This is a genomic window from Salinithrix halophila (assembly GCF_042650125.1).
Lineage (GTDB): Bacteria > Bacillota > Bacilli > Thermoactinomycetales > DSM-45169 > Salinithrix > Salinithrix halophila.
The window spans coordinates 110,542-123,399 of the sequence record NZ_JBHSAP010000007.1; the positions used below are offsets into that span (position 1 = coordinate 110,542).

The 12,858-nt window shown below is 53.8% G+C and carries 11 protein-coding genes; 2 read left to right on the top strand and 9 right to left on the bottom strand.

Features of this window, described 5'->3' with window-relative positions; translation table 11 throughout:
• From ilvC to ilvD, 4 genes are all read right to left on the bottom strand, one after another.
• Entirely contained in the window at positions 1–1,014 is a 1,014-nt protein-coding gene (gene ilvC / locus ACFOUO_RS02715) for a ketol-acid reductoisomerase (RefSeq protein ID WP_380701907.1), read from the bottom strand.
• A 71-nt stretch (positions 1,015–1,085) separates the two neighbouring features.
• On the bottom strand, positions 1,086–1,577 hold the full coding sequence (gene ilvN / locus ACFOUO_RS02720; protein WP_380701909.1) for an acetolactate synthase small subunit: 492 nt from the start codon (positions 1,575–1,577) through the stop codon (positions 1,086–1,088).
• Positions 1,574–3,316, bottom strand: coding sequence for a biosynthetic-type acetolactate synthase large subunit (gene ilvB, locus ACFOUO_RS02725; RefSeq protein WP_380701911.1), 1,743 nt, complete (start codon positions 3,314–3,316; stop codon positions 1,574–1,576). The genes ilvN and ilvB overlap by 4 nt, the downstream gene beginning before the upstream one ends.
• Positions 3,317–3,983: 667 nt before the next feature.
• On the bottom strand, positions 3,984–5,675 hold the full coding sequence (gene ilvD / locus ACFOUO_RS02730; RefSeq protein ID WP_380701913.1) for a dihydroxy-acid dehydratase: 1,692 nt from the start codon (positions 5,673–5,675) through the stop codon (positions 3,984–3,986).
• Between the two features lie 632 nt (positions 5,676–6,307).
• Here ilvD and ACFOUO_RS02735 point away from each other — a divergent pair.
• Both ACFOUO_RS02735 and ACFOUO_RS02740 read left to right on the top strand, forming a co-directional pair.
• A complete protein-coding gene (locus ACFOUO_RS02735) occupies positions 6,308–6,727 on the top strand; it encodes a MarR family winged helix-turn-helix transcriptional regulator (protein ID WP_380701915.1) in 420 nt (139 codons plus the stop codon).
• A gap of 36 nt (positions 6,728–6,763) precedes the next feature.
• Complete coding sequence (locus ACFOUO_RS02740) at positions 6,764–8,395, top strand: MDR family MFS transporter (RefSeq protein ID WP_380701917.1); 1,632 nt, start codon at positions 6,764–6,766, stop codon at positions 8,393–8,395.
• Between the two features lie 55 nt (positions 8,396–8,450).
• On the opposite strand, the gene ACFOUO_RS02745 is transcribed toward ACFOUO_RS02740, so the two are convergent.
• The 5 genes from ACFOUO_RS02745 to rpmI form a co-directional block, all read right to left on the bottom strand.
• Positions 8,451–10,007 (bottom strand): hydantoinase/oxoprolinase N-terminal domain-containing protein, encoded by a 1,557-nt coding sequence (locus ACFOUO_RS02745; protein WP_380701919.1) that lies wholly within the window; start codon positions 10,005–10,007, stop codon positions 8,451–8,453.
• Complete coding sequence (locus ACFOUO_RS02750) at positions 10,004–11,092, bottom strand: DUF917 domain-containing protein (RefSeq protein WP_380701921.1); 1,089 nt, start codon at positions 11,090–11,092, stop codon at positions 10,004–10,006. Before ACFOUO_RS02750 ends, ACFOUO_RS02745 begins: the two co-directional genes overlap by 4 nt.
• Positions 11,093–11,176: 84 nt before the next feature.
• On the bottom strand, positions 11,177–11,947 hold the full coding sequence (locus ACFOUO_RS02755) for a hypothetical protein (protein ID WP_380701923.1): 771 nt from the start codon (positions 11,945–11,947) through the stop codon (positions 11,177–11,179).
• 312 nt (positions 11,948–12,259) lie between these two features.
• Positions 12,260–12,619, bottom strand: a complete 360-nt coding sequence (rplT, locus tag ACFOUO_RS02760) for a 50S ribosomal protein L20 (RefSeq protein WP_380701925.1) — start codon at positions 12,617–12,619, stop codon at positions 12,260–12,262.
• A gap of 37 nt (positions 12,620–12,656) precedes the next feature.
• The gene (gene rpmI / locus ACFOUO_RS02765) at positions 12,657–12,854 is read right to left on the bottom strand and encodes a 50S ribosomal protein L35 (protein ID WP_380701927.1); all 198 of its coding nucleotides are present in this window, start codon (positions 12,852–12,854) and stop codon (positions 12,657–12,659) included.
• Between the last annotated feature and the right edge of the window lie 4 nt (positions 12,855–12,858).

Sequence of the window (12,858 nt, forward strand, 5' to 3'; positions counted from 1 at the left end):
TTATTGTTTGATAGCCGCTTTCCCATCCTCGGTAATCCAAGCCATGGTACTGCGCAATTTGGCGCCGGTCTTTTCCAGGGGATGGTCTTTTTCCTCTTCACGAATCCGGTTGAATTCCTTTTTGCCTTCATCATTTTCCCGGATCCACTTGTTTGCGAAGGTCCCGTCCTGGATGTCTTTCAAAACGGCCTTCATCGCTTCCCGAGAAGCCTCTCCCACTACCCGTTTACCGCTCGTGTAGTCACCGAATTCTGCCGTATCGCTGATGGAGTAGCGCATACCTGCCAGGCCGCCTTCATACATGAGATCGACGATCAGCTTCAGCTCATGGAGGCATTCAAAGTAGGCAATCTCCGGCTGGTAGCCCGCTTCAGTCAGCGTTTCAAAACCGTTTTTCACCAGCTCGCTCACTCCGCCGCATAGAACAGCCTGCTCTCCGAAGAGGTCCGTCTCGGTCTCTTCCTTGAAGGTGGTCTCGATGACACCGGCCCGGGTAGCGCCGATTCCTTCCGCATAGGCGAGGCCGATCTCTTTCGCTTTGCCGCTGGCATCTTGGTGAACGGCAATCAGGCCGGGAACACCGAACCCTTCCTCATACACGCGGCGCACCAGATGACCTGGGCCTTTGGGAGCGATCAGGGCCACATCTACATCTTTCGGCGGAACGATCTGTTCAAAATGAATGTTAAACCCGTGAGAAAAGAAGAGGGCAGAGCCGGACTTCAAGTTGGGAGCTACCTGAGACTGATAGACCTTGGCCATCGTTTCGTCGGGCATCAGCAGGTTTACCAGGTCGGCCTGTTTCACCGCTTCCTGTACTTCATATACGGTAAACCCGTCTTTTTCAGCTTGTTCCCAGGATTTCCCCCGGCGGAGACCGATGATGACGTTCACTCCGCTGTCCCTCAGGTTTTGCGCTTGTGCGTGCCCCTGGCTACCGTAGCCGACGATGGCAACCGTTTTGCCTTCCAGTTGTTTACGATCTGCATCTTTTGCGTAATAGACATTCGCCATGAATAATTCCTCCCATATCGTTCATTGGTTTTGGTTTTTGATTCTTTGTGCAAATCAACAGACACGGTTGATCAGACGCCGACCCGAGAGACGCTCCTCGACAGGGCCGTCACTCCGGTACGTGCCAGTTCCTTGATTCCATAAGGGCGAAGCAGGTCCAGAAGGGCATCCAGCTTGGAGCGCTCCCCCGTTGCCTGAACCATCAGACTGTGGGAGCCGACATCCACCACCGAAGCCCGGAAGGGCTCAAGGATTCCGCTGATCTCTATCCGCGCGGCGGGACCGGCCTCCACTTTGACCAGGAGCAATTCCCGTTCCACCGCCGGATGGTCAGAGAGATCCTGTACTTTGATCACGTCCACCAATTTGTGGAGCTGTTTCTGAACTTGTTCCATCGTCCGCTCATCCCCATGGGTGACGATCACCATCCGGGACAGCCCCCGTTCCTCAGATTCGCCGACGCTGATGCTTTCGATGTTGAAGTTGCGCCGGCCGAGGAGGGCAGCCACCCGTGCCAGCACCCGAGGTTGATCATTCACCAGCACCGACAACGTGTGTTTCACTTGTCCTCATCTCCCATGATCATTTCATCCAACCCAGATCCCGGCGCCACCATCGGATAAACATTTTCCTCAGGATTGACCCAAAAGTCTACTACCGCAGGGCCCGGGTGGTCGAGAGCTTCCCGCCAGACCCGTTTCGCCTCTTCCTTGTTCTTGGCTTGCCAGGCTTTAACGCCATAGGATTCAGCCAATTTAACAAAGTCCGGGCTACCGGAGAGATCCACTTCACTGTAGCGCTTTTTGTAAAAGACCTCTTGCCACTGGCGAACCATCCCGAGGTTCTGGTTGTTGATGATAGCCACCTTCACCGGGATGTTGGCCAAGGCCGTCACCGCCAGCTCCTGGTTGGTCATCTGGAACCCACCGTCCCCGGTGACGCTGATCACCGTTTGATCGGGTTTTGCCACTTGGGCCCCGACAGCGGCGGGAAAGCCAAAGCCCATTGTCCCAAGTCCGCCAGAGGTAATAAAAGAACGGGGACGAGCAAACTGAAAATACTGGGCCACCCACATCTGGTGCTGACCGACATCGGTGGTGACAATGGCATCGCCGCCAGTGCTCTCATGAAGATGCCGGATCACCCATTGCGGCTTTAGGACCTCGTCGGAATCCTGGAAGCGAAGGGGGATTTCCCGACTCCACCCCTGGACCCGCTCGATCCAATCGTCGGAGGGGCTCTTGGGCACATCCCGGTTTGCCGCCGCAAGCACTTTCTTCACATCGCCGACGATGGGGATAAAGGTATCCATGTTCTTGCCGATCTCTGCCGGATCAATATCGATGTGAACAATCTTCGCGTTGGTGGCAAATTTGTCGAGGCGTCCCATCGTCACCCGGTCGTCGAAACGGGCACCGATTCCGATCAACAGATCGCTTTCCAGTAAGGCGTGGTTAGCCGCGTAAGTTCCATGCATCCCCGGCATTCCCAGCCATAGAGGGTGCTGACCGGGAAAGGCCCCCAGCCCCATTAGGGTGGTGACAACGGGAATCCCCGCCTTTTCGGCAAAAGCGATCAGTTCCTTCTCCGCCCCTGAAGTAACCACTCCACCACCAGCCAAGATGACCGGCTTTGACGCTTCGGCCACCGCCTGATGCAACCGGGACAACTGAAGGGGATGAGGATCTGTCTTGGGCTGGTAACCTCGGATCGACACACTTTCGGGATATGCATACGTTGCTCGACTGTTGGAAACATCCTTGGGGATGTCGATCAGCACCGGCCCCGGACGCCCTGTAGAAGCGATATGGAAAGCCTCTTTGATGGTCCGAGGCAGATCGTTGACATCCGTCACCAAGTAGCTGTGTTTGGTGATCGGCATGGTGATCCCGACGATGTCCGCCTCTTGGAAGGCATCTGTCCCGATGAGGTTTTGCGGTACATTTCCGGTGATGCAGACGAGAGGAATCGAATCCATCTGGGCGTTGGCGATTCCCGTCACCAAGTTGGTTGCACCGGGACCCGAGGTGGCAATCACCACGCCCGGTTTCCCTGTCGCCCGGGCGTATCCGTCCGCAGCGTGGATCGCTCCCTGCTCGTGGCGGGCCAACAGATGGCGGAGAGCCCCGTGGTAAAGGGAATCGTATATGGGAAGCACCGCTCCTCCAGGGTAACCGAAGGCCACTTCCACCCCCTCTTCGATCAAGCACCGGAGCAGAATTTCCGAGCCAGTGTACTCTTCCTTTTTCGGTAGTTTTGTCTTTTCTGTCTGTTTGGCCACCGTCACCGCTGTTTGGCCCATCCTTATCCAAGCCTCCTTAGTGGAATATAGAAAAACCCTTCGCCTGTTCAACCTCTCCTCGACACTTTCCTCCCGGTCAGTCTCGGTTAGTTGGGGCGAAGGGTTTCGCGGTACCACCCAATGTTCGCCGTCGCTTCGCAGCGTACGGCCTCTGCGGGTGCCTCGGCCTAAAGAGAGCCGAAGCATCCTTGTCGGTAACGGCGACAGCCGGACACGTTCTACTGGGCAACGCGACTTTGTTGCCTTTCGACGCTCAGCTCCGAGGTGAGATCGCCCTTTCCTCGCGGCTCCGGTCTCAGCGAACCCGGAACTCTCTGTGGCGCGGAATGGAAAGGACACATGGCCTCTTCATAGCTTTTTCTAAAATATTGATTTTTTAGGCTTTTCTGTAATAATGAATACAAAAGAAGCCTCTGGGCAATCCGCACCCGTCCGCTTTCGATCGGGTCGGGACCTGCCGCAGAGGCTTTTATCCTCACGGTGTACACCATTTCCGGTGCTGGTGCCACTCGGTCACAGACCCCGCTGTATGCGGACGGAACCCTAGACACCCTCCCAACTTGCTCGCGATTCGTTGCTCACTATTTGGTGAAATTGTTGAATTATTTAGGTGCTATTATAGGCACGTTCCAATCCCTTTGTCAACCGGATTTCTGTAAATATTACATTAATCCGTAACCGCACCACGGGAAGCGGATGAAACCAGCCGGCTGTACTTGTTCAGGACACCTCGGGATACAGGTAGGGGGCGCTCCTTCCAGTTCGCACGGCGACGCTCCAGTTCCTCTTCAGAAAGGTCGACGGAAAGTTCCCGTTTTTCACTGTCGATCGTGATAATGTCCCCTTCCTCCACCAAGGCAATCGGTCCTCCGACCTGGGCTTCCGGTGCGATATGACCAATGACAAAGCCGTGAGATCCACCTGAAAATCGCCCGTCGGTCAAAAGAGCTACCTTCTCTCCCAACCCTTTACCGACCAGGATACCGGTGATGGAAAGCATTTCTGGCATACCGGGCCCACCTTTCGGGCCTTCGTAGCGAATGATCACCACGTCTCCCTCTTTCACATGATCGGCAAGGATCGCTTCCGCCGCAGCCTCTTCGGTATCAAAAACTCGTGCGGGGCCGGTGAGACGGCTTACCTTGAGACCGGACACCTTGGCCACTGCCCCTTCAGGAGCCAGATTGCCTTTTAGGACGACCAGCGGGCCTGTCTCACGAAAAGGCTGATTAAACGGTCGGATCACTTGCTGCCCTTCCCGGAGAGGTTCGACTTCCTCCAGGTTTTCCGCTACGGTACGGCCGGTCACGGTAAGGCATTCACCGTGAAGCAGACCTTCTTTTAACAAGACCTTCATCACCGCCGCGACACCACCTGCCTCATACAGGTCCTGCATCACGTACTTGCCTGAAGGTTTCAGATCAGCGATATGAGGCACCCGACGCCGCACCCGCTCAAAATCATCCATGGTCAGGTCGACATCGATGGCGTGAGCCATCGCCAAGAGATGAAGAATGGCATTGGTGGATCCCCCCAAGGCCATGACCACCGTAATCGCATTTTCAAAAGCCTCTTTGGTCATGATGTCTTTCGGATAGATGCCTTGTTTTAGCAGTTTCACCACTGCTTCCCCCGCCTTGCGGCAATCCTCCAGCTTTTCTCTGGATTCCGCAGGGTTTGAAGAGCTGCCAGGCAGACTCATCCCCATCGCCTCGATGGCGGAGGCCATGGTATTAGCCGTATACATACCGCCGCAGGAACCGGCTCCGGGGCAAGCATGGCATTCGATTTCATGAAGGGCTTCCCGGTCGATGCTCCCTTTGTTGTACTGACCCACTCCTTCGAAGGCGGAGACGATATCGATGTCTTCTCCATCGAGATTCCCCGGACGAATGGTCCCGCCATAAACGAAGACTGCCGGTACCTGGGTGCGCCCGATGGCGATCATGCATCCTGGCATATTTTTGTCGCATCCACCGATGGCTACATAAGCGTCCAACCGTTCCGCTCCAACTACCGTCTCGATGGAATCCGCAATCACTTCCCGGCTCGGCAGGGAGAAGCGCATTCCCTCATGGCCCATGGAAATACCGTCAGAAACGGTGATGGTATTAAAAATCAAGGGAGCCCCACCGGCTTCCTTCGCTCCTTTTTTGGCTTCCTCTGCCAATTCCCGGATGTGGATATTACAGGGAGTCACCTCAGACCAGGTACTAGCTACCCCGACCATCGGCTTTTGAAAATCTTCGTCGGAGAAACCGACAGAACGGAGCATCGCCCGGTTAGGGGCACGGTTAGCCCCTTCACTGATGACGTGGCTTCGAATGCGTAAGTCCTTCTCCTTATCGGATTGAGTCATATACCCTGCTTCCTCCTTTTGCCCCTTACGATTTTTCATTTCAGTGTAGAGTAAAAAACCACTCATGTCACGGTTTATTTTATCTTTTTTCGCAATTTGGTCCGCCGGAAAAAGGAGGGAATCCCGATTCATCGGGCAATCCGCGGTTACCCCGATGGCATCGCCGTTTCCCAGAGACTTCACCATTCCCTAATTCATAAAACGACAGGATATATTTTTATATTTCTAATCACAAGAGGGCGGTCCTGCACGCTAGCCCTTCATAAAAAATACAGCCAATCCTTCCTAAGAAACCACAAGGCCGAGAACAGATAGTAGAACGACCTCACCGCTAAGGGATAATCTACCCCCTTTAGATAGGGAAACCCATTAGGTTTCTGTCTTCCTCAACCGCCAACTTTCTACCAAATTCGCCCGAATCTCACGATTTCACCACTCAAAGAGATTTCCCGAAAGTCGAATCCTCACCTTTTCAAAAACCTTCATCTCTTTTCATGCTTCAATCATTTTAAAAAAATGTCATACCGACAATTCCCCTGATTGACAAGGCGGGGATAAGGGCTGTACAATTCGGTAAGCGTAAGGTTAATTTACTTAACTAATTACACCATGAAGAATCGAGGAGATCTTTGGTGGCTGATCGTATACGATTAGAGGACGAACTGATGCGAGGCTTCCATGAAGTTTTTCGCAAAATTAAACGGGATCTAAAAGAGGCGTTAGGTGACGGCCGGAACCTGGGAGACTTCGCTTTTTTACGCCATCTCTACTCCAAGGGTCCCCAAAAGGTATCCGACCTGTCAGCAGAATTCGACGTGACCAACAGTCATGTCACCCAACAGACCGATCGTTTGGTGAAAAAAGGATGGGTCGACCGGGAACGTTCCCATATGGACAAGCGGGTGGTAGAGCTGAAGATCACCAAGGAAGGGATTCAGGTTTTCTTGGAGATGGACGAACGTCGGAAAGCTTATTTCAAGCGGGAATTCAACTCCCTTTCTACGGGGGAACTGGAAACGTTGCTTCACCTTTTCCATAAGCTTTTACATTAAGTTAGCCGCACCAATACAGGGATAAGCTAAAGAGGAGTGAACGATTTGGAACACCTGGAAATGCGGCAGAAAGTGACCATTATGATCGCGGTCATGACTTCGATGTTATTCGCCGCCCTAAACCAGACGATTGTGGGGACTTCTCTTCCTCGTATCGTTAGTGAACTGGGTGGGATGGAATACTTCAATTGGGTTTTCACCGTCTTTATGCTGGCTTCCAGTGTCACGGCGGTTCTCGTCGGAAAACTGTCGGACATCTACGGTCGGAAAGTGTTCATTCTGACTGGGCTCGGCCTCTTTATGACAGGATCCTTCCTTTGCGGCACAGCCACTGAGATGATCCAGCTCATCGCCTACCGGGGTGTGCAGGGCTTCGGAGGAGGAATGATCATGTCCACAGCATTCACTGCCGTCGGCGATCTCTTCTCCCCCCGGGAGCGGGGCCGATGGCAGGGACTGATGGGAGCCGTGTTCGGACTTGCCAGTGTTCTCGGCCCTACTTTGGGCGGTTACATCGTGGATCATTTCGACTGGCACTGGGTCTTCTGGATCTTTCTCCCCTTCGGGATTGTTGCCTTTATCCTGATTTGGCGCATGTTCCCTCAGACAGCACGGGGAGTGAAAAAGAAGATTGACTATATCGGTTCCCTTTTCCTGGTGGCCACCATTGTGCCTTTGCTGTTGGCCTTCACCTGGGCGGGACGGGATTACGCGTGGACCTCTTCCCTCATCCTCGGGTTGTTCATCGCATCCCTAGCCGCCTTCGTCTTGTTCATTCTGACCGAACGTCGGGCAGAAAACCCTGTGATGCCCCTTCATCTGTTCCAAAACAACGTCTTTTCCCTGTCCAACCTGATCAACTTCTTGGTCGGTATGGGGATGTACGGAGCTGTTATGTACATGCCCTTTTTCATCCAGGGAGTGATTGGGACACCGGCAACCCAGACCGGATTTGTGATGATGTCCATGACCCTCGCCATGGTAGCCGCTAGTGCCATCACCGGGCAAATCACCACGAAGACGGGTAAATACAAAAGACTGGCCCTCATTGGCCTGCTGATCATGGGCTCGGGAATGTATCTCCTTTCCACCCTGGATATCAAGAGCACCAACTGGATGGCTGCTCTCTACCTGATTGTGGTTGGTCTCGGCCTGGGAACAGTCTTCCCTATTTTCACTCTGACCGTTCAAAATGCTGTCTCCCACAAATACCTCGGGGTAGCCACCTCCGCAACCCAGCTGTTCCGCCAAATGGGAGGCACAATTGGTGTATCGGTGATGGGATCCATCATGTTGACCCGGATGCAGGAAAAGATGGCGGAATCGATGCCGAAGGGGATACCTGCCGGAAACCATTCTGCTCTAGCAGATCAGTTCCAGGATCCTCAGATCCTCCTCTCTCCCGATAAATTAGCCCAACTCAAAAGCCAGCTTCCTCAAGCTGTGACAGGAATCTTCGACCAGTTGGTCCTCGTGATGCGAGAGTCGATGGGCTTCGCCCTTTCTGGAGTTTTCTTGGTCGGGATGGGCCTCATGCTCTTTGCCCTTCTCCTTACCCTGCTGCTCAGAGAGATCCCTTTGCGAACGAGCAACCAAGAAACTTCTGGAGAGGAAGACGGACAAGAAGATGATCCGTCCTCTTCCACCAAAACCCACGCCCATGGCTGAAACGATATGAAAAAACCGGAATCGGTTGATCGATTTCCGGTTTTTTATATTCCTTTTAACTGACCAGCGGACCCGCTGCCTTAATACGGACCCTGACGGTTCGCCCTGGAAGATAAGCCAATGGGACTTCCTCCGTTTCCACTACTCTTACTTTCTCCGAATCCGCCCCTTCCCGGACGGCCAGGGCAACGGCTTGCTCTTTCAATTCATCCAGTAAATCCCGTCGATCTTCTTTTATGGAGACAATGGTATCGATCTGGCCTCCCACCTCCCCCAATGCAGCTCCAATCGCATTCGCCACGTCATGATGGGGAGGCCGAATGACCTGGTTCACCCCTTGAAGACGATCTGGGAGCAGAGCACTGCCGCCACCGACCAAAAGAACGGGCACGGCACCCGCTCTTCCTTTCATTCGATCGATTCCTTCCTCTATGGCAGCTACCATTTTTGCGTAGGCCTGTTCGCAGAATTTATGTTCCTCTCTCGACGGAGGTGGGGAAGGGGCCCATCTTACCCGGCCAACGACAGCCGCCGCGTCAGTAAGCGTCCATGTCCGACCGCCGAAACAACGGCCCTCGTCGAATAAACGGGACCCGACACTGTCCGGCCCCAATCGCACACTTGCTGTTTGATCCCTATGCAAGACAGTCCCTCCTCCTATCCCGATCGACAAAAGATCAGGCATCCGAAAGAGTGTCCGAATCCCCCCGATTTCCACTGGGGAAGCTGATTCTCTGGGAAAACCCGCCGTTAGAGCACCGATATCGGTGGTTGTCCCCCCTACATCCACAACCAGCCCCTCCGTTACACCAGCGAGATGGGCTGCCCCCCGAACCGAGTGGGTCGGTCCGCAAGCGATCATACGGATCGGATAGTGAAGAGCGCTCTCCAGGGTCATCAATGTCCCATCGTTTTGCCCGAAAAATACGCGGGCGTCCCGGATGTCTTCCCCATGGAGAGCGTCGCGGAAGCCTGCTACGACAGATTGGATCACTCCCGTGAGTGAGGCATTCAAAATAGCGGCATTTTCCCTCTCCAAAAGTCCCAGTCCCGCCAACTGATGAGACAAGGTGAGCGGAAAATCTCTCCCTAGTTCTTCTTTGACAATTTGGGCCGCCTTCTCTTCATCCTCGCCCATGGCAGGAGAGAAGACACCGGTGATTGCCACGGCATCAACACCCTGGAACTGGCTACAGACCGCACGGATTTCTTCCCCATCCAGGGGAACGATTGGACGGCCATCAAATTCCCGTCCCCCCTGCACGATGAAAGACTGGCCTCCTACTGCTCTCTTGAGATCCTCAGGCCAACCCGTCATCGGCGGAACAGACAGGGTTGCCGGAGCGCCGATTCGAATCACGCCTACCCGGAGGAGCTGCTTTCTCTCCACGATCGCATTGGTGCAGTGGGTAGTGCCCAGCATGGCAACCTTAACACGGCCGGGTTTCACTCCGCTTTCCCGCATCAAACGACGGACAGCGGCAGCGATTCCCCCATCGACATCCTCAGTGGTCGGCACCTTTACCTGATAGACGCATGTCAGTCTATCATCCAAGAGGACGGCATCGGTATGAGTCCCGCCAACATCGACCCCAATCCGGAAACTCCTCATTTGCGCACCCCCCTCCGCAGCTCTGCCGGTACGAATTCGAAATCATAACCGAAACAGCGCGGACCTACCACATCGATCCCTCTCTCTGTTCTCCATTTGGGGTGGCATGGGAAGGCAAGGGCCCAGACACGCATTCCATAGCGAATCGCCTCGGTGGTGATAGGGAGTCCGGTCTCATTGTCCAGCACCGTAATCAAATCAGGGGTGGAAGCCAGAACTTCCTCTCCTGCCCTCGCAACGAGGAACTCATTTTGGAAGGAGAGTTGGAGGTTTTTTCCTCGCCAGTCCTCGATCCCCTCCAGGTCCAGTGCCCCCTTGGTAAACCCTCCATCGGTCCTTCGGTCCACATCGGTCACCTTCCCCCGGATCAAGGGGAGAGCACCTGTTTTCTCCATCAACACCCCAGCAGGGTCCAACCCATCGCCGCGGGCCTGACGAAGCAGGCTTCCCCACTGCTCCGCCAGGGAAAGGGTGCTTAAGATTCCACTTTGTTTCACCTGCTGCCCTGACAACGGATAATCCAGCACAGCCACCGAACAACCCATCTGAATGGTCAGGTCCCGGGCAAGCCGTTCGTACCATGTCCCATCTTTGGGGTAGAGAAGGACTCCATTCCCTTTTTCATCGGCGATAGCCGCCGGTCCTGGCGGAAGCCCATCGAGGTGGAAGCTGGTCATATGCACTTCGGGAAAAGCCCGACCCATCGCATCTGCATCGATGACCGGGATTCCTTTACGCAAGGCCAGAACCAATGGAAGTAAGGAATTAACCCCACCTACCTCCACAGGCATGGTAGCCTCAATCCGTCTGCCCAGGGCTTGTTCCATCAATTCGAAGGCGGAATCTAATTCGGTACCGCCGGGGATTTTTTCTGCCAACACCGTGGGGGCACCCATCATACCTGATGGGACGACCAATGCCTCGTCATCCACTTCATCGACGGACAATAAGGGACAGGGGCCATGCTCCTCTAAAGCGGCTAAAGCCATCCAACGACCAAGGGTCGGATCTCCGCCGCCCCCGGTTCCGAGGACAGCAGCCCCGATAGCGATGTCTTCGATGGATTGTTTTGTCAGATAACGCAAAGTAACCCTCCGTCCTTCGCTCCCCTTCTCCCGATACCAGCCGGTGTCATTCTCCATCAATCCACCGGCCGCGACATCGGGATATCACCATTCTGGGTCCGACTCCGCAAAAAAGCCGCGTTCACGCGCCAAGGGGGGGGACTCCTTTTTCTGAGGTTGTTTCTCCTGAATGGACTTGGCTCTATCGAATTCCCCCTGCCCACCAGATACGACACACCCCCACCAAAAACCGAGAAACACGACGATGGTCGCCGCCAGCCCGTACCGCCACTTTTTAAAAAGCCCTTCCTTTTTCCTTCCTTCATGGAGACACCCGGATTGGAGCAACCATTCCGTCGATTCAAGCACCTGTTCCATCGTAGCAGCAGAATCCAAGGCTTGGAAAAGCAAATCCTTCACGGGACCGGGAACCGAGGAGAGGGCTCCCGAATGATCCATCCCCTCTCGGTCCATGCGTTTTCCCGTCAACAAATAATAAAGCAAAAACCGCCACTGTTCATCGGGAGGATAGAGAATGAAATGGCGGAACCCGAAGAAAAGAAAATAGGGACGGGTTCCTTCTAGAACGATATTTTGGGGATCTAACGTCACAGTCAAAGGCAACGGAAGGTGGGAGAACTGTACAGCCGCACGAAGAAGGCTCCGATAAACAGTCAGCGCATGGCCAAGGGCCATCCCTTCCCCCGGGCGAACCAATAGAGACAAAGGCTCCCCTGAAAGCGGCGGATGGACCACGACAACATAATCCCGCTCTTCAAAAACATCCAGAACAGGAGGAAGTTGTTCGTGTTGAAGCCGCTTTAATACTTCTCCAGCCCCCGGAGGCAAGGGACGCTTCAATTTCCACTCCTGCAAAAACACTTGTCCTCCTTCCGAGGACCGAGCGTGCAACAACTTGGCGGAAAACAGACAAAGAACGTCCTCTACCTCAAAACAGTCATCATAGAAACGCTTGATGCCACAACCTCCTCTCTTTGTACAAAATCCTTTTTATCCCCGTCGATGAATAGGGGAGTTCTTACACCGAATTATGACATAGTTCCCAGCTAATCAGTATCTTTTTTTGATACATTAACGCATTTTTTAACTGTATTCATAGAAGGTTTTTACAGAAAAAGAACACAAAAAAACCCGCTTTCCAATCGGGAGCGGGTCGAATGCCTTTATTTAAGCGTTCACTTTGTCTTTGGCCAGTTTAGCCAGTTCGGTGAAGGCTTTTTCGTCATTGATGGCCAAGTCGGCCAGCATTTTACGGTTGATGTCAACACCAGCCTGCTTCAGCCCAAACATCAGCTTATTATAAGAGAGGCCGTTCATGCGAGCAGCGGCGTTGATCCGAGTGATCCACAGCTTGCGGAAGTCACGCTTTTTTTGACGCCGGTCGCGATAGGCGTACATCAGGGACTTCATCACTTGTTGTTTCGCGGTTTTGAAAAGTGCATGCTTGGAACCGAAATAACCCCGGGCCAGCTTCAGTACCTTTTTACGACGACGACGAGTGACGGTCCCGCCTTTAACACGTGCCATAAAAGATTCCCTCCAAACTCAACGGTTCGTTCGTATTTTATTTATAAGCGATCAGTTGCTTGGTTCGTTTGACATCCCCTTTGGCCATCAAGGCGGTTTTACGCAGCTTGCGCTTGCGCTTCGGAGATTTGTGTTCCAAGATATGATTCATGAACGCGTGGTTACGCTTAATCTTGCCGGAGCCGGTTTTGCTGAAACGCTTAGCGGCCGCGCGGCGCGTTTTCATTTTCGGCATAAGG

Coding starts and splice junctions, on each gene's coding strand:
- rplT (WP_380701925.1), bottom strand. CDS start 12,619: ATGGCACGTGTTAAAGGCGGGACCGTCACTCGTCGTCGTCGTAAAAAG.
- ACFOUO_RS02745 (WP_380701919.1), bottom strand. CDS start 10,007: ATGAGGAGTTTCCGGATTGGGGTCGATGTTGGCGGGACTCATACCGAT.
- rpmI (WP_380701927.1), bottom strand. CDS start 12,854: ATGCCGAAAATGAAAACGCGCCGCGCGGCCGCTAAGCGTTTCAGCAAA.
- ilvC (WP_380701907.1), bottom strand. CDS start 1,014: ATGGCGAATGTCTATTACGCAAAAGATGCAGATCGTAAACAACTGGAA.
- ilvD (WP_380701913.1), bottom strand. CDS start 5,675: ATGACTCAATCCGATAAGGAGAAGGACTTACGCATTCGAAGCCACGTC.
- ilvB (WP_380701911.1), bottom strand. CDS start 3,316: ATGGGCCAAACAGCGGTGACGGTGGCCAAACAGACAGAAAAGACAAAA.